Here is a 23,326-nt window from a genome sequence, read left to right as displayed (position 1 = left end):
ACATGCACCATCTGTTATGTTGATTTGCCAGGAGGATTAATTCATGCTTCGTCTCCCGAAAGGCACCCCCCTTTTTGAAAACCTTGATGCCTCAGAACTGCAGCTTGATGCGGTTGTCACCAAGCTTGCCCACGGCTGCTTTACCGGGTATGCCAGCCTGACCTTTTCTGACGCAGTCGGCATTCTGGTATTTGAGTCAGGCAAACTGATCAGTGTTATTTTTGAAAATGACAAAGGTTGTCACCTGATTGACTTTGAAGGAATGAGCGCACTGGCAGAGAAAATGCTGGGTAGCACCGGCAGTACACTGAACGTCTACCGCCTCTCCAGTGACCTGACCATGTGTATTCATGCCCTGTTACATGGAGAGGCACGCTATCGCGCCCAAGACCTTACACTGATTGATATCAAGGCACTGCTTGAACGGGTCAAAAATGAGCAGATGAACTGCTGTCTGCGTATTTATACCCAGGAACGCTCTGCCATGATCTTTTACAAGGAAGGGGACCCACTGGGCTTTTTCCATGATGGCTCTCAGGAAATCGAGATGTCACCGGGAGACTCTCAACAACTTACCCAAGACCCTGCGGCTAAACTTGATATGTACTCCACCGTCAGTGCAGATGAACTGATGACACACGATCTACTGGACATTATTAATATTGGCAGCGTCTGGAAAACAGCGGTCAACCGCTACCAAAACAACCTTGGAAACGCCTGATAAAACAGTATCCAGCAGACTATAAATGCAAAAGCCCTGACACGACATGTGAAAGGGCTTTTGAAATCAGATATCTTTAAAATTTTGGACTATTTCAACTCAAAATCCAGCAGCTCATCCTCGCTAAAATCAAGCCCACCTACCGTTTTACCTTCTGAAGCATCATGCAAACGGGCAGAGACATCACGGTAGGCAGGATCAAGTTGTTCTACCTCCCCTAACAACATCCAGGCCTCATCACTTTTGCCTAAAGCAGTACAGGTCAATGCCAGTTCATATTTGAGCGCACAACTATCCTTAACGGTCAACGCTGGCGAAGCAAGCAGCGCACGCAAAGCATTCTCGGCCAGCTGCAGCTCGCCCTTATCACGCAGGCATGCCCCCTGCAAAATCAGGCAACTTACCCGGCGTTCAGGATCCTCTGCCGCCTGACGCAAAGAATTAATCGCCTCATCATACAGACCCATTTCATGAAACGCCAACCCAAGATCATACTGAGACTGGGCATCTCCGTTATCCATCCCTTCACCAAAACGGACCTTACCGGTTTGAGTCTGGATATTATCAAAGATATCATTAACGGTTTCAAACCAGGTATCAGCAGGTGCCGGCGCAGGACCGCCGAGATCATCATCAAGCTCAACCTCAATCTCGTAAAAATCAGCATCCTGTGACACACTGGTATCAATAAAATCGCTGATATCCAGTTCACGTGGTCCGGCTTCAGAAACTGATTCATCGACAACCTCTTCAGAAAGGCCGGGGACCAGTGGTTCAAGCTCTATGTCAAGCTGCGGTTCAGCAGAGAGCGGTTCAGGTGCGACACTTTGGGCAGCAGCAGCCTGGCCTCCCAGTCCGGCAAGTGAACCGATCTTGGCAGCATAGGATGCGGCCTCTTCACTGTTGCCGGCTGCTTCACAAATTCGGGCACATCCCTTCAAAATACGGATATTAATCGGCACCAGATCATTCAGCGTCAGGTAAAACTCTCGCATGACTCCGGCAGCACCTGCTGCAAGAAAAAGCTGTTCAGACTCGTCCAACATGGTTAAGGCAGCTGCAGAGTCCTGCTCTTCAAGCAAACACCGAATCAACTGCTCACGTGGAAACAATTCTGAAGGGAACAACTTACTACAATGCTGACAGATAGTCTTAAGACGACTGCTATTACCAAGCGCTCGGTAGGCCATAACAAGCAGGCGCCAGGCAGGCAAACGCTTGGGATCAACCTTGATCAGGGACTGCAATACGGCAGCAGCCTGTTCTGCGCTGCCATCATTGATCTTTTGCTCAATAACGGAACAGGCAAAGTCTTGCTTATCAGGAAAGAGCTGGGAAATTCGTTCAGCAAGGCGGCCAAAGGCAGCATCGTCCCGACGTTCTACCAGTAGCAATCCCAGCGACCTGAATGCATCCTGAGACTCCTCCAGCTTACCCTGCTGAAACAGCACCTCAGCGTATTTTAATTTTATGTTTGGATTATGGGCATCTATCCGCTGCATCGCCTCAAGCGCTTTCAACGCCTCAGCATGATTTTGCAGCAGTTCATAATGGTCGTAGGCACGCTTGTATTCAGCCAGTGCATTAGCGGAAAGACCATGTTTCTCATTCAGTGACGCCAGGGTAAGAGCGACACCGATATCTTCCGGAAACAGCTTTTCAATCTGTTTATAGACAGCAATTGCCTTTAGATAAAAACCGTTTGCCGTCAGATTCCTACCAATGATTTCCAGTTCTTTACGAGCATCATCAACACGTCTTGATTTTGCAAGAAGTTCTGCAAAGCGTTGTCGCACCCGCAGATCGCCGGGGTCCACCGCCAAGGCATCCTGATAGCAGGAAATGGCCTTGTCAGTTTGCCCTTTCTGCAGTAATTTTTGGGCATCAGTAAGTAGCTTGTCTTTTTTACTCAACGAAAATCCCTCTTACTTTAAACCAGCTTCAAGATAACCATAATTTTGTAAACATAATGTATAGCCTACCCCCTGTCAAGGCGTATATGACTAATTTCACGTATAGTTCAGCGCAACACAGCCTTCTGATAATCCTTTGACAGCGACCGTCAAATACAGTACCTATTAGAAACGCTTTACGACATTCCATTATCCAATTGAAGCGAGAGAGTACCATGTTGATCTTGCCACGTTCCAACCCGCTCTACGAAAACCTCCCTGTTCAAAAAGTCAATCTGCCTGATGCCATGAAAAAAATGGGCGCAGGCGGCTTTACAGGGTATCTCGGCTACGGTTCAAACAGTTCTGAAGGATACTTTATATTTATTAAAGGCTCCCTGATCAGTGCCCTCATGCTTGAAGGAACCAGCCGAAAAAGCGGTTTTGAGGCGTTTACCAGCCTTTTCAGCCACACGCTCCTTGAGGGGGGAGTCATAAACGTCTACCGAATGACCGCTGATCTTGCGGTCTGCACCCAGGCCCTGCTACATGGCACAGTGATATTCAAACCGGAGCAGGTCAGTAATCTGGATCTTAAGACCGTTTTGAATCAGATGAAGTTTCAAGCATTAAACGGAACGGTTCTTTTCTCAACGCCTGAACGCAGTGCCATGATATTTTATAAGGAAGGGTCACCAATCGGCTTTTACCACGACGCGGCCAAGGAGGTCGAAACATCTCCGACTGAATCAGAACGGGTCGCAGCACTGCCTGACGCCAGCATTGAAATACGCAGCACACCACCTGCCGAAGAGCTGATACACCATAATTTTCTGGAAACCCTGAATATTGATCGGCTCTGGCAGGCCTCACTCAGTCGTCACACGGTCAGCCAGCCCCCTGCAATTTCACCGACTCCTGCAGCTTCACCGACTCCTGCAGCTTCACCGACTCCTGCAGCTTCACCGACACCTGCAGTTCCGCCGACACCTACAGCTCCACCAGCGCCTGAAACGCCTGAAACATCACTACAGACCGAAGTGGGTGCAGACCATGACGCCCAGCTGACAGAAATAATTGATGACCTGCAGGAGATTGCCAAGGCCTATCTGGGTCGTCTGGGCGCTGATCTGGTTGATGCCCTGATTGACCTGATTGGGGGCAAATCAGCACTACTTGACAGTCAGAAGGTCATCGCCTTTCTGGCCGCCATGGCAGCACAGGCTCCTGACATCGATCCCGAAGCCAAAATTGAAGAAATGGTTGACCTGATGCGCTCTGAAATTGCCGGACGCCTGTCCGTCTAGCCGAGACACAATAACTTCTATGCAGCGTTCTCTACATGCAGTCAGCGTCATTCTGGTGGGACCACAATCACCGGGCAACATTGGTATGGTCTGTCGCGCCATGAAAAACATGGGGCTTTCACGTCTGCGTCTAGTCGCAGGCTGTGAACACCTTCATCCTGAAGCATTCAAATTCGCTGTCTCAGCCAAAGATCTGCTGGAACAGGCCGAACTGTTTGATTCCCTGTCTGACGCCCTGGCAGATATCAGCGTGTCGGTAGCGACCACACGGCGTAGCGGCAAATACCGCCAGGAACTGCTCAGTCCCCCGCAAGCTGCACAAGCGTTATTACAAGCGCCAGGCCAGGCAGCTCTGGTACTGGGCCGTGAAGACCACGGACTTTCCACGGCCGAGCTCTCCCTCTGCACCCTGCAGGCGACCATCCCCTCAAGCTCCGAGTATGGCTCACTTAATCTCGCCCAGGCCACTCTAATTTTTTGCTATGAGCTGTTTAATGCGGCGGCGGCGGAGACAGACGCGGCACAGCGCACGCTGGCTCCATCCGGTGAACTTGAACCACTTTTTTCCCATATGGAAAGCACCTTGCTACGGATTGGACACCTGAACCCCCAAAACCCTGACCACATTATGCGCTCTCTGCGCCGGGTGTTCTTCAGAGCCGGGCTTGACAGCCGTGAAGTTGCCATCCTGCGTGGCATGTTATCCCAGATCGACTGGGCGGCAGGTGACTTTAGCGACCGGAAAAAATCCACATGACCCCCACCCTGATCGGCCTGATTGCCGGGCTGCTGACCAGTATTGCCTCATTACCACAGGTTTTTAAAACCTGGAAAAGCCGCCATGCCCGCGATCTATCCATCTGGCAACCTGTTCTTTTATCTGCCGGTGTTGCATTGTGGCTGATCTACGGTATTCTGATTGGTGATATGCCCTTGATTCTGGCCAATATCACCCCTCTGGTCTGCAACCTGCTGTTAACAATTATGAAGTTGAAGTTTTCTGACAACGGTACTGAACACAACGAGGAGGCACCAGCATGAAACGGATTTCAATCTATCTGCTTGGACTGTTACTTATCTCCACACTTTCGGGCTGCGGTTACAACACCATGCAGGCCAATGAAGAAGCGGTAATCGCTGCCTGGGGTAATGTTGAATCCTCCTACCAGCGCCGGAACGACCTGATTCCCAATCTGGTGGAAGTTGTCAAAGGTTACGCAAAACATGAGGCAGATACTCTCAAAGCCGTGACAGAAGCCCGGGCAAAAGTGGGCAGCATGCAGTTGAGTAAAGAGGTCATCAATGACCCTGCAGCCCTGACTAAATTTCAACAGAATCAAGGTGAACTTTCCTCTGCCCTCTCCCGTCTGATGGTGGTGGCAGAGAAATACCCGGACCTGAAGGCAAATCAGAACTTTCTTGACCTCCAAAAACAGCTGGAAGGAACTGAAAACCGGATCAATGTAGCCCGTGAGCGCTACAACAAAACCGTTCAACTGTTCAACACCAGCATTAGAACCTTTCCCAACAGCATGACCAACTCAATGCTTTTACACCTGAAGCGCAAAGAACCCTTTAAAGCTGAAGAAGGTGCCAAGGTAGCGCCCAAAGTAAAATTTTAACCGGACAGATACGAGGTCTGTATGCGTTTTAACATATTCAAACCACTACTACTGCTTGTCGTCATGCTGACATGCCTGACGCAGACCGTTTTTGCCCTTGATGCGCCGCATCTTAAAGGTAGAATCAATGACTATGCCGGGATGTTGTCGCCTGCAGCCGTCCAGGCCCTGGAACAAAAGCTGGCCGCCTTTGAACGGGAAACCACCAATCAGGTCGTGCTACTGACGGTTCCCTCACTGGAGGGCGATGTTATTGAAAGTTTTGCGATACGGGTAGCCGAGGCCTGGAAGATCGGTCAAAAAGATAAAAGCAACGGCGTCATTTTGATTCTGGCCAAGAAGGAGCGCAAGATCAGAATTGAGGTGGGTACCGGACTACAGGGTGTCCTACCTGACATAACTGCCGGTCAGATTATCCGCAATGTGATCGCTCCTGGCCTTCGCGCCGGAAACCCGGATCAGGCTGTCAGCGCAGGACTAGGGGCAATTATTGATGCTACCAAGGGTGAGTTTAAAGCGACTGCAGCTGACAAAAAAGTAGCCAAAAAGAAAAAAGGCAGTGGCTCTGGTCTCTTTATCATTCTGTTACTAGCTGGCTTGGTTATCACCGCTGTTGCAGGATCATCGTCCCGCACTGCCGGTGTCCTGGCAGGCGGTGTGAGTCTGCCAGTTGCTGCCGGTATTGGACTGGGTGCAGTACTCTGGAAACTTGGCATTCTGGCACTCCTCGGTGGAGCAGCCGGACTCCTGATCAGCCTGCTCATGCGCCTCTTCAATGCCAGTGGGGGCAGTGGAGGCGGACACGGCGGGGGCTGGGGTGGACCAACCATTTTCTACGGTGGCGGCGGTGGCGGTTCATCATCAAGTGACGACAGCTTCTCAGGTGGTGGCGGGGACTTTGATGGCGGTGGTTCCTCTGATGATTGGTAATTTGCACTGCCGAAATTTTCTGGTATGCTGACCGCTATTCCAAGCAAAGGACCAAAATTGTGCGTTTGATCTTGTTAACCCTTTTCTGCTTTTCTTTAATGCTTACTGCAGTAATTGCGGCAACCGGACCTAAGCCTGCCGACGGTGAGCGTTTGCTGCTGATTCGAGCCGTAGGTGGCGCCACCTCAGAAAAAGAACTGGCTGCACAGGCTGGAATCTACGACAGCATGGTGGAATATCTGACTGACCGCGGCTACCGGGTCGTTGATCGGGCAGCAGCAGAAAAGGCTGCCATACAGATTGCGGCAACCCATGAGATTGACCCGGTCCTGAACAAGGCCGCCTCCTATGGCCTTACCTTTTTGGCTGAATACACTATCCATTTTAAAACCTCCACCATTGTAAAGGACCCGGAAAAAGGGATCGGCGCTCTGGTAAGGGTCAGCGCCAAGATTGTTGACAATACCGGTGCTCGCATTATTGCCGCCAAGCTGGCTGAGGCATCATCAGGTGGGCACACAACCGAGGACGCCATTGACAAGGCAGCCAGAAGCGCCGGCAAAAAACTGACTGAACTTCTATGCAAAGGTTTGGAACAACACGTTATCCAGAGTGGCAACGAAGGACGCACGGTCACCATGGTGTTTGAGGGGCGCGAAGCACTGACTGAACGCCTTGTCCTGCTGCTGGAAAAAAGTGCACTTGTCGCTGCAGTAAAAGAAGTTGAGGCAGGAGGCGGCAAGGCTACGTTAGAAATTATATGCAAATCAAGACGTGACCAGATTGAACGGGAGCTACTCAAACTTGCCTCCCAACAGAAAATACAGCTTCAGAAAATCAGATCAGAAGGTAACCGCAGCACTTGGAAAATCAAATAGGAGGAACTCACGTATGAAACGAATTCTGGTATTGGCACTTGGATTGATGCTTATCAGCGTAAGCGCGGCATTTGCTGCAACAGTAACCGCCACTGGAGAAGGCCCGGCCAAGGATGTGGCATTGGCAACAGCCATGCGTCGTGCAGTTGAGCAAGGGGTCGGCACCTTTGTTAAATCAGAGAGTACGGTAGTTGACTCAGCCCTGATTGATGACAAGATCCTTTCCCACAGTAAAGGCTATGTCACCAGCTACAAGATCATCAAAGAAGAGAAAAATGCTGATGGTGTTGTTATCACCATCACCGCCAATGTTGATAACAAGCTGATCAAAGGCGACATTGATGCCCTGACCATCCTGCGCAAAAACGCCGTGGTGGGTAACCCACGTATCCTGGTGGCCTTCAGCAACAAATCCAAGGACAAGATCTTCAAGGACAAGGAGTTTACCGAAGAGATCTATAACGGCATTGTTGAATCCCTGACTGACAAGCAGTTCCGGGTGGTTGACAAGGCTTCTGCCGAGCGTTTTTCCATGCAGCAGGCAGAAACCCACGAGATTGATGTGGATCTCAACAAGGCAGCCGCCTATGGTCTCAAATTCCATGCCGAATACACCCTCTTTTACAATGTCAGTGGTGTTGTCCGCGAAGGCGCAATCGGCAAGAGTGTACTGGTAAATGTTAAAACCCAACTGATTGACAACACCCGTTCACAGGTTATCACCAGCAAAAAGGTTGAGCAGGCCGGCATGGGGCAGACCGTAGAGCAGGCCCTTGAAAAGGCAGCCCGCGAAGGTGGCAAGAAGATTGTCAATCCGATGATTGACGTACTGCAAAAACACTGGATGGATCAGCAGCAGAACGGTGCCATGTACACCATTATTATTGATGGCGTTGATGACCCTGAGCAGATCGCCAAATTCACCGAGATGTTTGAGAAGTTCCCCCTGGCAACCGGTGCCAAAGAGGTTGAGTCCGGTGGTGGCAAGACCACCTTTGAAGCCACCTACAAAGGCAAGCGCGACCAGCTTGACCGCGACGTGATCCGTGTTGCTAAAGAACTGGGCTGGACCATGAAAAAGATCCGTGCCGAAGGCGCCAGAAGCACCTGGAAAAAGCAGTAGGGGGAGATCATGAAAAGGATCATTATACTTGCACTGACCGCCCTTCTGGCACTGAGCAGCCTTGCTGGTGCAGATCAATTTACCGCAACCGGACGGGGTATGTCTGAAGAGGCTGCAGTAGTAAACGGCCTGAACAGTGCCATTGACATGGCAGTAAAACAGATTCTGGACGAGGATACCGTCAAGAAGAACAAGCAAAAAATCGCTGGCGCCCTGAAAGGCAAGACCAGAAAACTGGCCCGGCTGGTGCAAAAAGGGGAGCCTGAATTCACCGGCGCAGGATACGAACTGCAACTGACCGCAGACGTAAACCTGAAGGCGCTTGAGAATGAGATTAACGCTTTGGGACTGATGCAGGATGCCATGGGTAACCCCCGCATCATGGTACTCTACAACCCCAATCTGCCCCAAGGGGCCACACTGGGCAGTACCCGCGCCGACCTGGAAGCTTTTTTTGATAATTCCTACGGGGCGATTGTTGAAGTACTGGCCGACAAAGGCTTTGATGTGATTGACAAGGCCTCTGCCCAGAAGTTCTCTGTGCAAGTAGCCGAGACCCACGAGATGGACCTCGACACCAACAAAGCAGCCCTGTACGGCCTGAAATACCATGCCGATCTGGTGCTCTATTACCAGACAGTAGGTGTTGGTCGCCAAGGGTACTGGAACTACACCGGCGGGGCCGCCAAGATCTTCCTGCGGGCCCAACTGATCAATCCCAGCACCTCACGGGTGGTTGCCAGCAAAGATGTTGAATCGTCCTCCCATGCCGGTACCCTGCAGGAAGCACTGTACCGCTCTGCAAAAGATGTGGGACACAAGATATCAAACGTTATGATCGATTCCATCAAGAAGAGCTGGAAGCGTGAAAAATCAGGAGCAGGCACCTTTATTATCGTTCTGGATGGTGTTGCTGAAGTTGACGACGTGGCCAGCTTCAAAGATGCCCTTAAGGTAGTCCCCGGTATGGAAAACATTCGTGAGCGGGAGTCAGGTGGTGGTAAAACCACCTTGGAAATCAAGTCCGGCAGCAGCTCAGAGGCAGTCAAGAGCGCCATCAACAAAACCGGCAAACAACTGGGCTGGACGCTGAAGCTAATCCGTTCTGAAGGCGCCCGCAGCACCTGGAAACGCCAGTAACGCTATCTAATTTCCCATAGGAGGATTTATCCATGAAACGTATTTTGTTGATTATGATTACCCTGGGGCTGGTATTGCTGCCGCTTCTGGCTGCTGCCGAAGTGCGCACCTACACAGAAATAGTCACCGTTAAGGTGGATGATGATGAGTACACTGCCCGCAAAAAAGCAGAACAGCGTGGCCGTGAGCAGGCCTTGGAACATTACCTGCGTGATGTCTACCCGGATCGGGCTTCAACCCTGAACCTGACCGGTGACGAAAAGTACATCAAAGACCTTGAAATCCTTGACAGCAGCGTCAGCGGCATGTTTGGCAAGGAGCTGAAGGCCAAGATCAGAATCACTATTAACGAAGAAGCGGTACGGGCCTACCTGAAACGCCAGGGTGCCGTCACCGGTAAAAATGAAGAGCGTCGGATCGTAGTCATGATCATCCCCGGCAAGATGGATACCGGTGATGCGCCGATGATCCTGGACAACGTCCGTGCTGAAGTACGCCGCAGCCTGACCGCTGCCGAGTACACCGTAATCGACTCTGACGATGAAGCAGTGCACCAAGCCCTGACTGAAGAAGCTGACTACAATAAGATGGTCAAGCATATGAACAAGATTGCTGACCAGTTGGCAGACAAAGGCGAATGGCTGGTTCTGGGCAAGGTGGATGTCAGCGTTGCCCCCAGTGGTTCTGCCTATGTTTACCGCGCCATGATGACCGGCAAGACCGTCAGCCTGACCAGCCGTGACCTGATGTGGGAAGGCAACCCTGACGGCGCAGCACGTGCCTCTAAAGACGAAGCAAAAGCAGCCATCCGGTTGGCTGCCATTGCGGGCGGTAAAAAATTCGCCAGTGAAGTGGTTAATGCCCTTAACACCAAAACCCTGACCCAGGAACGCCGTGGTGCCCGTTTTGAAGTGGTTATGCCCACTTCAGGTAACTACAAGTTGGAACGCAAACTGCTTAAGATGCTGGGTGAGGATATCAAGGGCCTGAAAAACGTCAGCCAGAAAAACCGTGGCAAAGGCGATATGGTTGTAGACCTCTACTATGCTGGTAAGATCAGTGATCTGGTTGACCTGCTAATCGATAATTTTGAAAAAGATGCTCAATTGAAGCGCTGGAACCCTGAAATTCAGGGCAACAAGGTCGTATTCAAGTAAACACCCCACACAAACCTATTTTGGAGACTTTTATATGAGGCATCTGCAACAGATAAAATTATTGGTGTTGACTGCTCTACTGGCACTGGCAACCAGCAGTCTATCCGGTTGTGCCACCGGCATGTCCGCCCTAGAGTGTGGGGCAGAGTCCATGAACCCGACCGTTATGGCGGCGCTTGACTCATTTGAGTCCGCAGCAATTGCAATCAAGCTATCAAACCGAGTATTACTTAACTCACCTTTATCTGAACAGGACAGCTGGCCTAATGACCTGTACGGTGCCCCCTCAGGTGGAGCCCTTTTTAAGATGGGCATTTCAGCTTTTGCCTCGTCCCAAGGAATTACCCTGGCCACCGAGATCGACCCGGCTACCGGCTGGCCACGCCCCACCAGTGCGCTCTACATCTTCCTGAAGGAACGTGAAAAGCTGTTGAATAAACATGTCAGCAGACAAGACACTGCCTTTTTCAAGTCTCAGCCACGTGATGTCTATTATCGAGAACTGGGGCCAAGGAAAAAACCGGACACGACCCACGAGTATGTCTATCGTAACCCGCTTATGGCCTATGGTGTCGTGGCAAACAATAAAAAAGAGATGCTGCAGCTGGAAGAAGAGATTAACCTGACTGCCAATGGCTACACCCAGTGTGATGCATTCCTGCGCACGGCCAGCTCAAACAGCACAGAAGAAGTTAAAAAGGCAGCCTGCAAGGATCCTGCTTTGAAGGATGAAACCATTACTACCGCCCTCAAAGAAAAGACCGAGGATATGGCCACCATGGAGAAAACCTATGGCAAACTGGCCAACAAGGTCTATTCTGCCTCTGTTGCTGGGGCAGACTTCACCATGGCCTCTATGGTGAAGATCGGCTGCGCCGTTGTCAACGGCATCAGGGCATACCCCAATATCCAGAATGAGTTCCGTAGAATGCGTGGTGTGTATAATGCAGCCATGCTGTTCCCGCGCATTAAAATGGTTCTAAACTCGCTAGGAATCTACAAAGACAACCTGGGGCTACAGTACACGGTCTACAAAACCATGTACCAACAGATAAAAGGCAAGTATCAGATCAAGGATGAAAATCCAGCAGCAGAGCAAAGGACTAAAGAGGCCCTGGTTAGAATCGAGCTGGCTGAGGCAGCATTACAGCAACTTGAACCAAAGCTGTTGCTGGCCTTTGCTGGCGAACCGGTCGAGTTCAGTGATCAGGAAGCGAAGCAGATGGAACTGATCGCAGCCATGTTCCCGGCCACCGACGCCATGCCCCAACTGGCTGCACTTGAACAACTGAAGTAATATCAACGCAGTTTTTTATAAGGAGCATGTCATGAATCGCTATCTCCGTTACGCAGGGTTTTGCTTGGTGGCCCTGTTGCCCTTTGGCTGCGCGACCGCCCCACAGACGGTCTATGTCACCGAGGCGCAGCAGGTAACAACCATGGCATTGGAACCGGTCAACCTTGATTCAATCGGCCTGAAACAGGATCTTGGTTCAAAGTTCAGCCGCCAGTTGCCATCAGAGATGACTGATGAGCTGATGAATGATGTCCAGGCCCAGCTTGCCAACACCAAACGGTTTACCAAGGTATTGATGAACGCCTCGGACCAGGAAACCTATATCATTGAACCGCGGATTGAGAGTCTTAATGCATTTGAATCCCCCATGAACATGGACCCGACCCGCAAGCAGGTCACCTTCAAGGCGAGGGTCAGGCTTGACGTTAAGTTCATGAACACCAAGGGCCAGATTGAACTGGTAAAATCCTACAGCGATGATCGCAAGCTGGAAACCAAGATTCCTAAACGTGAGGTCATGGTGGCCGAGAAGAAGCAGGAGTTCTTCAAACGGGCCGTTACGGTAGGTTTCCGGGCTGCAGCCGACCGCCTGGGCATGGGCTTTAACCCAAGTTACGAGATGGGAAGTATTAGCAGGGTTAACGGCAGAATCGCCTATGTCCAGATCAACACGACAAAGCTGCGTAAAGTGCCTAAGAAGCAGCAGGCCATTGAAGTGGTGGATGAAAACAATCAGGTTCTCGCCAGTATGGGAGAGTTACAGATTGAGGATGGAAGCATCTCGGGGCGTTATTTTGAAAAAGGTGGCGCTTCGGTAAAGGAAGGGATGAAAGTCAGGGCCCGGGTCAACGCAATGCTGTTGGATTAGCAATCGGGTTCAGCTTACTGACAACAGTTGGGGAGGCAGCAATGCCTCCCCAACTTATTTCATCAAGATCTTCAAGGCCTGTTTCAACACCTCTTCGACAGCAGCCCCGCCAGCACAATCCAGTTCAGCCAGCACTTTTCTCACCTGTATATCCTTATACCCAAGATTCAATAGTGCCGAAGAGACGTCATCTAAAACAGAACTTTCAGGCAAAGAACGGCCTACTGCATCAGCAGCCGAAACACTGCCGGTATCCAGCTTACCTGCCTTATCCTTTAACTCCAGCACCAGTCGTTCAGCAGTCTTCTTGCCGATGCCAGGTATGGCAGACAGCTTGTGCAGATCGCCCTGCAGCAAGGCAGCAGCCAACTGGGGTGGCTGGATATTGGAGAGGATATCCCGCGCCAGCTTGGGGCCGATACCGGACACCGAGATCAGCAGCTGAAAAAAGGATTTCTCTGTGCGGGTACGGAAACCATAGAGCAAAATTGCATCCTCACGCACACTGGTATGAATATGCAGGGTGGCGGTTCCCTCTTCGGGAAGCTCATAGTAGGTTGAAAACGGGATCATGACCCGATAGCCAACCCCATGGACATCAAGGATGACATGGTCCGGTGATTTATGGGCAATCAGACCGGTTAACAGTGCAATCATGGTTTATAGTTCCTCCAGGAACTGGCACGACGGGAAATTGCCACCGCAGGACCAGCCTGCAGCCGCAACTGATACGAATTGATATGGCAGATAGCCACCGCGACAGCATCCGAGGCATCAGCCTGGGCAATCTCAGGCAGGCCTAAAAGCGCTTTGACCATTTTCTGCACCTGGTCTTTACCTGCCCTGCCCTGCCCCACCACTGCCTGCTTCACCTGTGAAGCCGTGTACTCAAAAACCGGCAGCCCGGCATGGACAGCTGCCGCTATGGCTACCCCCCGAGCCTGCCCTAACTTAAGTGCTGCACGGACGTTCTCGGAAACGTAGACATCCTCAACCGCCACCACATCAGGCGAAAACTCGCTGATTACCCGGCTGAGTCCTTCGAAAATCAACTTCAGACGATCAGGAAAACCGTTGGCCTTATCAGTAAAGATGGCACCATTATCAAGATGAACCAGGCGGCTGCCATGCTGCTCCACCAGACCATACCCGGTGATGCGTGAACCTGGGTCAATGCCAAGAACCCGCACTAAAACCCGCAGCCTCCGCCATTTTTCTTGTGGTATTTTTGGTGGTACTCCTCTGCCTGCCAGAAGGTAGCTGCCGGGGCAACCTCAGTCACCACTGAACGTTGATAGCGGCCTGAAAGATCAAGCGCTTCACGGGATGCCTCAGCCAGAACTCTTTGCTCATCAGTGTGGTAGAAAATGGCTGAACGATACTGACTACCAACATCCGGCCCCTGACGGTCCAGCTGGGTTGGATCATGGGATTGCCAGAAGATCTTTAACAGCTGTTCATAGCTGATTCTGGCAGGCTCAAAGGTTACCTCCACCGCCTCAGCATGGCCGGTGGTACCACTGCAAACCTGTTGATAGGTCGGATTTTCAAGCGTGCCACCGGTATAGCCTACCCTGGTAGCAATAACACCCGGCTCATCGTAAAACGCCTCTTCCACGCCCCAGAAACAGCCTGCTGCAAAGGTTGCCTTTTCCATGCCCGCCTCCATGCAAAAAAGGGGGCTTAAAGCCCCCTTCCGGTTACATCATCTTTTCCATTTCATCCGCTGATATATCAAAATTCGCATACACGTTCTGGACATCATCACAATCTTCAAGCCGGTCCATCATCTTCAGCATACTTTCTGCCTGCTTACCCTCAAGCGCTACCAGGGTTTGCGGAATCATGGTAACCTCCGCATTCTGAAACTTGAAACCTTTTGTCTCAAGCGCATCCCGCACTTCTATAAAACTGGACGGCTCCGTGTACACCTCAATCTGTTCATCTTCTTCAACCACATCATCGGCGCCTGCTTCAAGGGCGGCCTCAAACAACTGATCAAAATCAACCGACTTGTCATAGCTGATCAACCCTTTTTTATCAAACATCCAGGCAACACAGCCGGCCTCACCCATATTGCCATTGCACTTGGTAAAGATACTGCGCACTTCAGAGACGGTACGGTTACGGTTATCGGTCATCACCTCAACCAGTACCGCAACACCGGCTGGGCCGTAGCCCTCATAGATGATCTCTTCGTAGACAACCCCCTCCATACCACCGGTACCTTTTTTTATGGCCCGTTCAATATTATCCTTGGGCATGTTTTCGCCCTTGGCTTTATCAATAGCTGTTCTCAGGCGGGGATTAGCTGCCGGATCACCGCCACCCAGCTTCGCTGCAACCGAGATTTCCTTGATAATCTTGGTAAAAATCTTACCACGCTTGGCATCTGCGGCACCTTTTTTGTGCTTGATGGTACTCCATTTATTATGGCCCGACATATTCCTACTCCTTCACCATGAAATCTATATCTGCTCCATGACAGAATCTGTTTTTTTAACATGGTGAATACTAGCTGTCCAGAGTGAAAATACTGCTGCTGTAAGCTGGACAGTTAACAAGCATCCTGCTAGTGTCAAATTACAAACAAAGACAATGGAGGAACCCGGTAATGGCAACTGTCAGCTTTCTGCGAACCTGTGTTATGACACTCCTGCTGGCGCTATTGACCGGTTGCTCCGCCATACCAACGACCAAACCGTACAACAAAGACCTGCCGCCTGTTCTGGCCCAAGACGAGCTTTTGCGCCCTTACGAGAAGCTTGGCAGAATCCAGATCACCAGAGAGGTCTACTTCACTGATTATGATTTGAAGTTCGATCCCAAACTGCAGGAATGGGGCATAAAGTCACTCCGTGAAGAGGCCCAGAAAATGGGAGCTGATGCCCTTATCTTCCCTGAAGTCACCAGTCGCCAGATCACTATTGTCATGTTTCCCGCTTTTCCCGCCACAGAATATCGTGCTGCCGGTGTTGCCATTAAATTCAAATAATCTTGACAGACACCTAAAAAGTTAGATATAAAGACAATTCTTCAAAGTTCATCGGCGACGTAGCCAAGTGGTAAGGCAGAGGTCTGCAAAACCTTTATTCAGCGGTTCAAATCCGCTCGTCGCCTCCAAAGAAAACAAGGGGTTAGGCAACAAAGCCTAGCCCCTCTTTTTATCCATGGAACCTCTCATGGAACCTCCTGCAACCATCTCAACTCAGCGAATCACACACAAAGTGTTTATAACCGCTTACGAGTTGCCAGCCACTCATCTACTTCTGTTCGAATCCAGCCTACACGCTTGCCAGAAAGACTACGGCGTGAGGGAAAACTTTTTTCTTTTTCAAGCCGCCATATTGTTGACCGTGAAAGCCCCGTGAGTTTAAGTAGTTCGTTTGTGCTGACCACTTTGGATTTTGGCTTCAAGTTTTTAACATCCTCCAAAGGAAGCGTCTTATTTCCAAGGTGCTCCTTCGCAGCTATTTGTCTTAGCTCGTCAAACTTGTTAGTAAGTTTACCCACGACCATGCTTGCAATGGCTTCAATATCAGAAGACTCGAGTTCAAACCGCATGATCCTCCCTCCATTGCAACACCGCTTCCCAGGCACCATTTTCAGCTTCTTGCCGTGAGCACCCGCCGTCAATCATCATGATTTGCAAGCGTTCAAAGTAAATCTCAGTTTCTTCAGGGCAGCTGAATTTGCGGCGAGAACCGTCATATCCTGACTTCCCTCTACCTTCCTCTACATCTTCAATAACAAGCTGTTTTTCCACTTCTTTTTCAGGTAGAGGGACGATAGAGGGAGCTTTTCCTTCCCCGTTACCCCTACCAGTGAATCCATACTGTTCAAGGAGTCGTTCATATTCTTCAGCAGTAAAAACCATTTCAGATCGGCCGTTGACGTTTCGCTGCTTGATGCTCATGCTTGCCAGCTTCTTACCAAACCAGCTAACCGGGAACCGTTTGTCATCCGGTCTATGCTCGTAATACTTGTTGCTGATTTCAAAGGTTCTGATGGTCCACCGCAGATAGTCTTCACAGCCTTTTTCTTCGGTCAGCTCCTTGATCGCCGCCACCAGACGGCCCTCGGTGGTGTCCTGTTTTGATTCAGTTCGCTTTTCAGATATTTCCAAAATGGCTGTAATCAGCAAATCACGGGCTTGTGGGTTTACCAGGGCATTCATTTGCAGCATCGGCTTGGTGATATCCCACAGACGGCCTGATATGCCGCTTACCTGGGGGAACTGCGGGAGGTTAATGTTCAGGTTTCTTGCCCGCCATGCGGTCAGCCGTTCTTTCAGTTCCAGGCCAAGTTCAGGCCGGGGGTTCTGATAGTCTCCCGGCAGGTTGGGCATATCGATAGGCAGACAGCGCGTGTTCAGAATCTTGTGAACCTGTTCATTGCTGGCAATGATGGTTGGCCCGTAGATATCGAAATAGGTGGTGTCGTGAAACGGCCCACGTTCAGCATGGAGCACACGGGCGCTTTTTGCTCCTTTCTCAGCACGATAGAGCAGCAGATCAGAGCAGCCGCCCTGTTCAGCCTTTTTGGAGATGTCCATAATGTCGAAGAACAGGGTTCCCCGGATGTTGTCGCTGTAGCGGAATATGAGAGCTTCCCGCAGTTCAACAATGTGCATACCCCGGAAAGCAACACAGGCAACTGATTTGCCGGTTCTGCTCTTGCCTCGTTCCGGCACCGCATAAAAAAGCAGGTACGGGCAATAATCAATATCGTGATGGTCATGCAGGTAGGTCAGAAACACAAAGTGAGCCACAACGGACCATTGCAGGTCATCCAGGGCAGAGAAACGCTTTAAATAGGCAAGTAGATCATCGTAGAGGTGCATGTCGTCTTGCTCATAGTATTTCAGCACCTCGACAAGCCGGGGGATGGTAAATGGCAGTTTGCTGGGCGGTGGTGGAACCAGCACCACGCCGTTGACCTTGATGCTTTCTTCCACAACAAGTTGACCATCACGCAGAAGCAGAAAGACCAGTTGCCCGTCCTCTCCTTCACAGACATCTATCATTCCTTCAAGGTAGGCACAGGGAAATTCAGTGTTACTCATTGCTGCCTCCCTGTGCTTCAGAGGCGGCAAGTATCCGCTCATGTTTGGCTGTCATCCGTTCAGAGCCGTCTGTAAGCACTTCCTGCACAAAGGAGTTGAAGTCAGACCGGCCCAGGTGTTTGTTGATCATTGCCAGGGATGGAGCGTACTGTTTTCTGATGAATTCCATGGTGTCGGAGACAAGCTTGATTGCCTGTTCCGTGGAGAGCTTGATCTTTTCAGCTGACTGCAGCCAGTCAGCCCACCAGGATTGCAGGGAACAGCGGCTTTTGTTTGAGTCATCATCGTTGATGATTGCGAAATAGTTGTTGATAATACCGACTGCCAGAGAACCAACATCTATATCAGTGACAAAGAGTTTGGCAGCTTCTTGCGCCCGTTCATCCCGCAGCTGGATTTCAACACGGAGATAGATACCGTCAAGGCCGAGTTCCAGAGCTTTGTTGTATATTCTGATCATCAAGCGTGATTTGGCTGAACCGAGATAGATGGTGTCACCTATGATCGCCTGCCCTGTTTTGAATGAGACTTTCTGAATCCGACGAGCCTCACCAAAGAGGGTTCTGATTTGGGAGTCATGGTCAAGTATGGCGGCCATGATCCGGTCCATGTTGAGAGCGCCATCTACATTGTCGATTGCAAGATCAAGGCGGGTGAATTTACCGCTATTGGCAAGAACGGTTTCAAAGAGGGCTTTCCAGGGGGAATCAATAAAGAGTGCTTCATACTGACGGCAGCCCTGACCGGACATTTCAACATGACAGCCCATTCCTTCGCGGCCGTTATAGTAGATGCTGACATTTCCGTATTTGAGGGAATTTCGATAGCCAGAAAAGCCAAAGGTGCAGTCAGTCATAAGGGCAGGATCAATGCCGATAAGCTCTGAAACCTTTGCAGGGTCTTCAATCTGTTTGAAGGTAAAAGCGCACCAATCAAGAAGTGATCGGTTTTCAGGTGGGATTGAATATTCTGCCCCCCTGTTAGTTAAGGGGGGCTTGGGGTTTGCCTCAGCCTGCGGCTGTCTCGCCGATCCGGCCAGGGTCCCGGCCAACAGGCCGGCAACTCCGTCCGGTCGGCCGGGGTTATTGCTTGCTTGAGTTAGTGCATCGGATTCGATGCAGACATCACCTGTAGATACAAAATTAGCCATACAACAACGTCCTTTCTGCGCGTTCTAGCGCGTGGAAGTTGCCCATGGCTTGGCTTACTACGTTTGGTGACGATTGGCTGGCTTACGGGGCAGTAAATTAAATTGTGTGCGACCGGTGGCATTCCCAAGGAATACCACCGGTCATGTCGTGTTAATTTTGTTCAAGCAGCTGAAGCATAAGCTTATCAGGCTTGATGAGTTGTATGCCGTTTCTCGTTGCTTTGAGAATGTAATCAACATACTGGCCTCCTTTTCCTTTGGCTTTCACCAGAATCGGCAGTTTATTACTGTCAATCTCAATCATTTATTTTCCACCTCCCTTCCCGCCCGAAATGCGTTTTTTCCGACTTCCAGGGCGTTTTTGAACAAATCATGTATATCCCTTATGGCAAGTGCAACGTTTGTTAATTTCACTTTTCTAGCGGATTCCAACTCTTCCAAACCAACCGTTAAAATGTTCCGTGCCATACGCTGGCGTTTCAAATCTACCTTGACAGACAAGCGGTCAAGACGGTCAACAATTGCTTTGTTGATACGCAAGGGAACCGGCATCTCAGACGGCTTCATGTCGTCTGATTTCCGAGATTCAGCCTTCTCTTTTGATTCGGTCGCATTGCGAATAATCAGAGCTACCTGGAAAATACCGACGTATTCCAACGATTCGATTTCCTCAACACCGGTCGTCAGAAGGTTAACCATTAATTTGTGCCGTGACAGTCCGGCATGCTCAGCCATAACTTTCAGACGTTCAAGCAGTTCGGTGTCCAGGTTGAGCGTGAACTGTATTTCGTTTTGTTTGGCGGTCATGGCGGCCCCATGTCTTAGAAATAAGTTGTCTTAAAAAGAAGTATCTTTTTTTCAAGACACAGTCAAGAAGAAAAATGGACAAGTCTTGATGGTCACTTGTCAGGCAAGCCACATTTTCTTCACCAGACAGCTTATTAACAAAACCAAATTCACCGACTTAAAAGCAGCCATTTATGTCTTTTATATTGACTTTGTGCAAAATAAGCACATATATAAACGCAAAAATAACACAACGTCATCTTTAAGGGGCTTTTATGCTACTACGATACGGGATTTCAAACTATCGATCCATTAGTGAATATCAGGAAGTATCACTAATCGCATCATCACTAAAAGACAGAATAAGCTTTATGTACGAAATCGAGGGGTTTAAGAACAAAGTTCTCCCCGTTGCATCAATTTATGGTGCAAATGCTTCAGGAAAGACAAATATTTTAAAAGCATTGCACTTTTTCGTTAGCGGTATTTTGTCTTCACATATGCGAGGATCAATTGAAGGGGGTATAAGTAGAAATGCTTTTAAGCTCGACTCCAAATACTCAAAAGAACCATCGCGGTTCGATTGTGATTTTATCCACAAATCAGTTAGATATCATTTTGGATATATAATTGACGATGAAAAGATTATAGAAGAATGGTTATATGCATATCCACATGGCACTAAACAAGTATGGTATTATAGAAAGCACGGCGAAGCTATGTATTTTGGCAAGTTTTTAAAGGGAAAAAATAGAGTAATAGAATCTATGACCAGAATAAATAGCTTATTTATATCAGTTGCAGCACAGAACAATAATGAGAAATTATTAGATTTATATAAATATTTTAAAAATAACTTCATATTTAGTTTTAATCAGTTCAAAGACAATGAGATGTCATACGATTTATTAGCTAATGATAAAACTAAGGATATCATGATAGAGTTTTTGAAAGACGCTGATATTGGCATTGTAAATTCGAAATTTGAAGAGGTAAAGCCACCAGATGAAGTTTATGAATTAGACAAGAAAATAAGAGAATTAGTTAGTAATCACTCTAATTTCAACATGAAGTCAAACGTTGAAAAAAAACAAGTAAAGTTCGCACACAGGGGAGCAGAAGGAGAAGAAATATATTTCGATATTCGAGATGAAAGCAGAGGAACCCAAGCTTTGGTTAAAATGATTGGGCCTATTTTAACCTGTCTAGCCGCGGGAGCAACGCTGGTAATAGATGAAATAGATACTAGTATGCATCCACATCTTTGCATTAAACTGATAGAACTATTTAACAATCCAGAAATCAATAGAAAGTATGCTCAATTATTATTTACCACTCATGATACCAATTTGCTCTCAAACAAATATTTAAGAAGGGATGAAATTTGGTTTACTGAAAAGAACCTTACTGGAGCCACCGAATTAATATCTCTAGCTGAAATAAAGTCACGCCAAAATGATAATTTTGAAGAGGGGTACCTACAAGGCAGATACGGAGGCATACCATATTTAGGTAGTTTTAAGGATCAAACCCTCTATAAGGAAAATTATGATGAGTAAGCCGCCTAAAGCACCAAGTCTAAAAAGAAAGCAAAATATAATTTTGCCTAAAATTGAAATTTATGTTCTGTGTGAAGGAAAGGTTACTGAGCCTGATTACATAGAAAAGTTTTCAAAAAAACACATTAATAAACTTGTTAAGGTATTCCCCATTAAAGGTGTAGGAGTCCCGCTGACTGTTGTAGAAGAGGCTGTTGCACTAAAAAGAAAATTACTTATTAAAGCAAGGAAAAAAGGAGATAGTTATAGAAGAGCATTCTGCGTATGGTCAGTTATGGATATAGATGACCACCCTAATATACCAGCCGCTATCAACCTTGCTTTAAATAACAAAATACATATTTGCATATCCAATCCATGCTTTGAGATTTGGCCATTTTTACATCTTAAAGACCATGATGCATATATCCATCGAGATGATCTACATAGACGACTCAACAAAGAAATGCCTCAATACCACCATGAAGACAATCCTACTGTAGATTATGATTTAATTGCTGACAACTATGAAATTGCCAAGTGCAGAGCCATTAGAATAAATAAACGTCGTCACGAAGAAGATAATGATAGAGGTAATCCAACCACTGATGTTTATAACTTATTAGACTGCATTATAAATATGACGTTACCCCATTGACTGAACCAGTTTTAGCTTAGTGTTTTCGGCCTTTTGGTTCTGATTATGTTTTGCAACAAATTCTTCTGGCGTCATTTTGTTTAACGACTTGTGTGGTCTTTCAGAATTGTAGTCCAGCCGCCAGTTCTCGATTATCTGTCGTGCGCTGTTCAGGCTGACGAAAACATTGTCATTGAGGCATTCGTCCCTGAACTTTCCATTGAAGCTTTCGATGTATGCGTTTTGAACCGGTTTCCCCGGTTGAATAAATCTGAGCCTGACGTTGTTTTCAAAGGCCCACAAATCCAGTGCCTTGCTGATGAACTCCGGCCCATTATCAACGGTGATGACTTCCGGCAGACCTCTGGTCAAGGCCATGCGTTCAAGGATTCTGGAAACCCGCTGGCCGGTCAGCGAGTGGTCTGCTTCAAGCACAGGACATTCACGGCTGAAGTTGTCTACCACGGTCAGAACCCGGAAACGTCTGCCGTTGTAGAGGCTGTCAGATACAAAGTCCATGGACCAATGCTGGTTGATCCGTTCTGGTTTGTCCAAGACCACACGGAGATGGCTGATACGCTTCCTGCGCTTCTTTAGTCTGAGTGAGAGGCCTTCCTCGCGATAGAGCCGTTCTGTGCGCTTGTGGTTAATCAGGTGCCCTTCCCGACGCAGCAGGGTATGCAGACGGGGAGCGCCAAACTTGCGACGTTGTTCAGCAAGCTCACGCAGGCGTGATCTGATGGCCTCATCGTTCTTTGGCTTCGCCTGGTACCGATGACTGCTCCGGCACAGCCCGACTATTACACAGGCCCGTCGTTCACTGAGCTGGTGGATCTCCATGAGAAAGACCACCACCTTTCGCCGGGCGGCAGGCGTTACCACTTTTTTGAAAGAACGTCCTTGATGGCTTTATTCTCAAGCATGCTGTCAGCAAGCATCTGCTTGAGTTTCCGGTTCTCGTCTTCAAGCTGTTTCAGGCGTTTGGCGTCAGAGACTTCCATGCCACCAAATTTGCTGCGCCAGTTGTAGAAGGTTACATCACTGATACCGTGCATCCGGCAAAGGTCAGCCACCTTCATACCGGCCTGGGCCTGTTTCAGGATGCCGATAATTTGCTCTTCTGTAAAACGCTTCGTTTTCATGTCTAGTCTCCTCTGGGAGTTCTAGACCGAAATCGCTAAGCTGGCAATGGATCAGTTACAGGGGGTAACGTCA

General features: G+C 49.0%; 26 protein-coding genes and 1 tRNA gene. 16 read left to right on the top strand and 11 right to left on the bottom strand.

From position 1 onward, the window contains the following. Positions 1-43 precede the first annotated feature (43 nt). A complete protein-coding gene (locus B5D39_RS13735; protein WP_078791027.1) occupies positions 44-721 on the top strand; it encodes a hypothetical protein in 678 nt (225 codons plus the stop codon). Positions 722-810: 89 nt separating this feature from the next. Here B5D39_RS13735 and B5D39_RS13730 read toward each other — a convergent pair whose 3' ends face one another. Then, positions 811-2,634 (bottom strand): tetratricopeptide repeat protein, encoded by a 1,824-nt coding sequence (locus B5D39_RS13730; RefSeq protein ID WP_078791026.1) that lies wholly within the window; start codon positions 2,632-2,634, stop codon positions 811-813. A gap of 215 nt (positions 2,635-2,849) precedes the next feature. Between B5D39_RS13730 and B5D39_RS13725 the strand changes: the two genes are divergently transcribed. The 11 genes from B5D39_RS13725 to B5D39_RS13675 all read left to right on the top strand — a co-directional run bounded on the left by B5D39_RS13725 (position 2,850) and on the right by B5D39_RS13675 (position 12,935). Then, positions 2,850-3,920 (top strand): hypothetical protein, encoded by a 1,071-nt coding sequence (locus B5D39_RS13725; protein WP_078791025.1) that lies wholly within the window; start codon positions 2,850-2,852, stop codon positions 3,918-3,920. A gap of 19 nt (positions 3,921-3,939) precedes the next feature. Continuing rightward, entirely contained in the window at positions 3,940-4,677 is a 738-nt protein-coding gene (locus B5D39_RS13720; RefSeq protein ID WP_078791024.1) for an RNA methyltransferase, read from the top strand. Next, positions 4,674-4,961, top strand: coding sequence for a SemiSWEET family sugar transporter (locus tag B5D39_RS13715; protein WP_078791023.1), 288 nt, complete (start codon positions 4,674-4,676; stop codon positions 4,959-4,961). Before B5D39_RS13720 ends, B5D39_RS13715 begins: the two co-directional genes overlap by 4 nt. Next, the gene (locus tag B5D39_RS13710; RefSeq protein WP_078791022.1) at positions 4,958-5,542 is read left to right on the top strand and encodes a LemA family protein; all 585 of its coding nucleotides are present in this window, start codon (positions 4,958-4,960) and stop codon (positions 5,540-5,542) included. The genes B5D39_RS13715 and B5D39_RS13710 overlap by 4 nt, the downstream gene beginning before the upstream one ends. Positions 5,543-5,563: 21 nt before the next feature. Beyond that, complete coding sequence (locus tag B5D39_RS13705; protein WP_244161421.1) at positions 5,564-6,472, top strand: TPM domain-containing protein; 909 nt, start codon at positions 5,564-5,566, stop codon at positions 6,470-6,472. A gap of 98 nt (positions 6,473-6,570) precedes the next feature. Beyond that, the gene (locus B5D39_RS13700; RefSeq protein WP_139366776.1) at positions 6,571-7,350 is read left to right on the top strand and encodes a hypothetical protein; all 780 of its coding nucleotides are present in this window, start codon (positions 6,571-6,573) and stop codon (positions 7,348-7,350) included. 13 nt (positions 7,351-7,363) lie between these two features. Next, positions 7,364-8,473 carry a hypothetical protein gene (locus B5D39_RS13695; protein ID WP_078791020.1) on the top strand — a complete coding sequence of 370 codons (1,110 nt, stop codon included), beginning with the start codon at positions 7,364-7,366 and terminating at the stop codon, positions 8,471-8,473. Between the two features lie 9 nt (positions 8,474-8,482). After that, on the top strand, positions 8,483-9,613 hold the full coding sequence (locus B5D39_RS13690; protein WP_078791019.1) for a hypothetical protein: 1,131 nt from the start codon (positions 8,483-8,485) through the stop codon (positions 9,611-9,613). 32 nt (positions 9,614-9,645) lie between these two features. Further along, a complete protein-coding gene (locus tag B5D39_RS13685; RefSeq protein ID WP_078791018.1) occupies positions 9,646-10,770 on the top strand; it encodes a hypothetical protein in 1,125 nt (374 codons plus the stop codon). Between the two features lie 34 nt (positions 10,771-10,804). Beyond that, positions 10,805-12,067, top strand: a complete 1,263-nt coding sequence (locus tag B5D39_RS13680) for a hypothetical protein (protein WP_078791017.1) — start codon at positions 10,805-10,807, stop codon at positions 12,065-12,067. Positions 12,068-12,098: 31 nt separating this feature from the next. Further along, complete coding sequence (locus tag B5D39_RS13675; RefSeq protein WP_078791016.1) at positions 12,099-12,935, top strand: hypothetical protein; 837 nt, start codon at positions 12,099-12,101, stop codon at positions 12,933-12,935. A 54-nt stretch (positions 12,936-12,989) separates the two neighbouring features. Here B5D39_RS13675 and ruvA read toward each other — a convergent pair whose 3' ends face one another. From ruvA to B5D39_RS13655, 4 genes are read right to left on the bottom strand one after another with little or no spacing between them, the layout of a single operon-like run. Then, positions 12,990-13,592, bottom strand: coding sequence for a Holliday junction branch migration protein RuvA (gene ruvA / locus B5D39_RS13670; protein ID WP_078791015.1), 603 nt, complete (start codon positions 13,590-13,592; stop codon positions 12,990-12,992). Next, on the bottom strand, positions 13,589-14,125 hold the full coding sequence (ruvC, locus tag B5D39_RS13665; protein ID WP_078791014.1) for a crossover junction endodeoxyribonuclease RuvC: 537 nt from the start codon (positions 14,123-14,125) through the stop codon (positions 13,589-13,591). The genes ruvA and ruvC overlap by 4 nt, the downstream gene beginning before the upstream one ends. Continuing rightward, positions 14,125-14,592, bottom strand: coding sequence for a peptide-methionine (S)-S-oxide reductase MsrA (gene msrA, locus B5D39_RS13660; protein ID WP_078791013.1), 468 nt, complete (start codon positions 14,590-14,592; stop codon positions 14,125-14,127). The genes ruvC and msrA overlap by 1 nt, the downstream gene beginning before the upstream one ends. A 43-nt stretch (positions 14,593-14,635) precedes the next feature. Then, a complete protein-coding gene (locus tag B5D39_RS13655; protein WP_078791012.1) occupies positions 14,636-15,379 on the bottom strand; it encodes a YebC/PmpR family DNA-binding transcriptional regulator in 744 nt (247 codons plus the stop codon). A gap of 170 nt (positions 15,380-15,549) precedes the next feature. Here B5D39_RS13655 and B5D39_RS13650 point away from each other — a divergent pair, with 170 nt between their 5' ends. Both B5D39_RS13650 and B5D39_RS13645 read left to right on the top strand, forming a co-directional pair. Beyond that, a complete protein-coding gene (locus tag B5D39_RS13650) occupies positions 15,550-15,930 on the top strand; it encodes a hypothetical protein (RefSeq protein WP_078791011.1) in 381 nt (126 codons plus the stop codon). A gap of 53 nt (positions 15,931-15,983) precedes the next feature. Further along, positions 15,984-16,058: transfer RNA gene (locus B5D39_RS13645), tRNA-Cys, on the top strand. 108 nt (positions 16,059-16,166) lie between these two features. On the opposite strand, the gene B5D39_RS13640 is transcribed toward B5D39_RS13645, so the two are convergent. The 5 genes from B5D39_RS13640 to B5D39_RS13625 all read right to left on the bottom strand — a co-directional run bounded on the left by B5D39_RS13640 (position 16,167) and on the right by B5D39_RS13625 (position 19,957). Next, positions 16,167-16,499, bottom strand: coding sequence for a helix-turn-helix transcriptional regulator (locus B5D39_RS13640; protein WP_208610594.1), 333 nt, complete (start codon positions 16,497-16,499; stop codon positions 16,167-16,169). Further along, positions 16,489-18,000, bottom strand: a complete 1,512-nt coding sequence (locus B5D39_RS13635; protein WP_078791009.1) for a hypothetical protein — start codon at positions 17,998-18,000, stop codon at positions 16,489-16,491. The genes B5D39_RS13640 and B5D39_RS13635 overlap by 11 nt, the downstream gene beginning before the upstream one ends. Continuing rightward, entirely contained in the window at positions 17,993-19,150 is a 1,158-nt protein-coding gene (locus tag B5D39_RS13630; protein WP_078791008.1) for a replication initiation factor domain-containing protein, read from the bottom strand. Before B5D39_RS13630 ends, B5D39_RS13635 begins: the two co-directional genes overlap by 8 nt. Positions 19,151-19,301: 151 nt before the next feature. Further along, positions 19,302-19,454, bottom strand: a complete 153-nt coding sequence (locus B5D39_RS16965; protein ID WP_153304312.1) for a hypothetical protein — start codon at positions 19,452-19,454, stop codon at positions 19,302-19,304. Further along, positions 19,451-19,957, bottom strand: a complete 507-nt coding sequence (locus tag B5D39_RS13625; protein WP_078791007.1) for a hypothetical protein — start codon at positions 19,955-19,957, stop codon at positions 19,451-19,453. Before B5D39_RS13625 ends, B5D39_RS16965 begins: the two co-directional genes overlap by 4 nt. Before the next feature lie 350 nt (positions 19,958-20,307). On the opposite strand from B5D39_RS13625, the gene B5D39_RS13620 reads away from it, so the two are divergent. Together B5D39_RS13620 and B5D39_RS13615 are read left to right on the top strand one after the other, a co-directional pair. Further along, positions 20,308-21,495 carry an AAA family ATPase gene (locus tag B5D39_RS13620; RefSeq protein ID WP_244161420.1) on the top strand — a complete coding sequence of 396 codons (1,188 nt, stop codon included), beginning with the start codon at positions 20,308-20,310 and terminating at the stop codon, positions 21,493-21,495. Beyond that, a complete protein-coding gene (locus B5D39_RS13615; RefSeq protein WP_161947510.1) occupies positions 21,488-22,132 on the top strand; it encodes an RloB family protein in 645 nt (214 codons plus the stop codon). The genes B5D39_RS13620 and B5D39_RS13615 overlap by 8 nt, the downstream gene beginning before the upstream one ends. Here B5D39_RS13615 and B5D39_RS13610 read toward each other — a convergent pair. Continuing rightward, positions 22,121-23,253 (bottom strand): IS3 family transposase gene (locus tag B5D39_RS13610; RefSeq protein ID WP_425274625.1). Its coding sequence is split into 2 segments (ribosomal slippage): positions 22,121-23,001 and positions 23,001-23,253, totalling 1,134 coding nucleotides; the frame shifts between segments, so codons are not numbered across the junction. The two genes, B5D39_RS13615 and B5D39_RS13610, sit on opposite strands and share 12 nt — an antisense overlap. Between the last annotated feature and the right edge of the window lie 73 nt (positions 23,254-23,326).

The sequence above is a fragment of the Trichlorobacter thiogenes genome (assembly GCF_900167465.1).
Classification (GTDB): Bacteria; Desulfobacterota; Desulfuromonadia; order Geobacterales; family Pseudopelobacteraceae; genus Trichlorobacter; species Trichlorobacter thiogenes.
The sequence above is the reverse complement of the archived record's forward strand: the minus strand, read 5'-3'. Positions and strand labels throughout refer to the sequence as shown.

What these genes read in the sequence shown, in the direction of transcription:
- B5D39_RS13615 (WP_161947510.1), top strand. Translation starts at nt 21,488, where the DNA reads ATGAGTAAGCCGCCTAAAGCACCAAGTCTAAAAAGAAAGCAAAATATA.
- B5D39_RS13635 (WP_078791009.1), bottom strand. Translation starts at nt 18,000, where the DNA reads ATGAGTAACACTGAATTTCCCTGTGCCTACCTTGAAGGAATGATAGAT.
- B5D39_RS13685 (WP_078791018.1), top strand. Translation starts at nt 9,646, where the DNA reads ATGAAACGTATTTTGTTGATTATGATTACCCTGGGGCTGGTATTGCTG.
- B5D39_RS13695 (WP_078791020.1), top strand. Translation starts at nt 7,364, where the DNA reads ATGAAACGAATTCTGGTATTGGCACTTGGATTGATGCTTATCAGCGTA.
- B5D39_RS13675 (WP_078791016.1), top strand. Translation starts at nt 12,099, where the DNA reads ATGAATCGCTATCTCCGTTACGCAGGGTTTTGCTTGGTGGCCCTGTTG.
- B5D39_RS13655 (WP_078791012.1), bottom strand. Translation starts at nt 15,379, where the DNA reads ATGTCGGGCCATAATAAATGGAGTACCATCAAGCACAAAAAAGGTGCC.
- B5D39_RS13630 (WP_078791008.1), bottom strand. Translation starts at nt 19,150, where the DNA reads ATGGCTAATTTTGTATCTACAGGTGATGTCTGCATCGAATCCGATGCA.
- B5D39_RS13640 (WP_208610594.1), bottom strand. Translation starts at nt 16,499, where the DNA reads ATGCGGTTTGAACTCGAGTCTTCTGATATTGAAGCCATTGCAAGCATG.
- B5D39_RS13700 (WP_139366776.1), top strand. Translation starts at nt 6,571, where the DNA reads ATGCTTACTGCAGTAATTGCGGCAACCGGACCTAAGCCTGCCGACGGT.
- B5D39_RS13735 (WP_078791027.1), top strand. Translation starts at nt 44, where the DNA reads ATGCTTCGTCTCCCGAAAGGCACCCCCCTTTTTGAAAACCTTGATGCC.
- B5D39_RS13720 (WP_078791024.1), top strand. Translation starts at nt 3,940, where the DNA reads ATGCAGCGTTCTCTACATGCAGTCAGCGTCATTCTGGTGGGACCACAA.
- B5D39_RS13650 (WP_078791011.1), top strand. Translation starts at nt 15,550, where the DNA reads ATGGCAACTGTCAGCTTTCTGCGAACCTGTGTTATGACACTCCTGCTG.
- B5D39_RS13705 (WP_244161421.1), top strand. Translation starts at nt 5,564, where the DNA reads ATGCGTTTTAACATATTCAAACCACTACTACTGCTTGTCGTCATGCTG.
- B5D39_RS16965 (WP_153304312.1), bottom strand. Translation starts at nt 19,454, where the DNA reads ATGATTGAGATTGACAGTAATAAACTGCCGATTCTGGTGAAAGCCAAA.
- B5D39_RS13690 (WP_078791019.1), top strand. Translation starts at nt 8,483, where the DNA reads ATGAAAAGGATCATTATACTTGCACTGACCGCCCTTCTGGCACTGAGC.
- B5D39_RS13725 (WP_078791025.1), top strand. Translation starts at nt 2,850, where the DNA reads ATGTTGATCTTGCCACGTTCCAACCCGCTCTACGAAAACCTCCCTGTT.
- ruvA (WP_078791015.1), bottom strand. Translation starts at nt 13,592, where the DNA reads ATGATTGCACTGTTAACCGGTCTGATTGCCCATAAATCACCGGACCAT.
- B5D39_RS13715 (WP_078791023.1), top strand. Translation starts at nt 4,674, where the DNA reads ATGACCCCCACCCTGATCGGCCTGATTGCCGGGCTGCTGACCAGTATT.
- B5D39_RS13680 (WP_078791017.1), top strand. Translation starts at nt 10,805, where the DNA reads ATGAGGCATCTGCAACAGATAAAATTATTGGTGTTGACTGCTCTACTG.
- msrA (WP_078791013.1), bottom strand. Translation starts at nt 14,592, where the DNA reads ATGGAAAAGGCAACCTTTGCAGCAGGCTGTTTCTGGGGCGTGGAAGAG.
- B5D39_RS13620 (WP_244161420.1), top strand. Translation starts at nt 20,308, where the DNA reads ATGTACGAAATCGAGGGGTTTAAGAACAAAGTTCTCCCCGTTGCATCA.
- B5D39_RS13710 (WP_078791022.1), top strand. Translation starts at nt 4,958, where the DNA reads ATGAAACGGATTTCAATCTATCTGCTTGGACTGTTACTTATCTCCACA.
- B5D39_RS13625 (WP_078791007.1), bottom strand. Translation starts at nt 19,957, where the DNA reads ATGACCGCCAAACAAAACGAAATACAGTTCACGCTCAACCTGGACACC.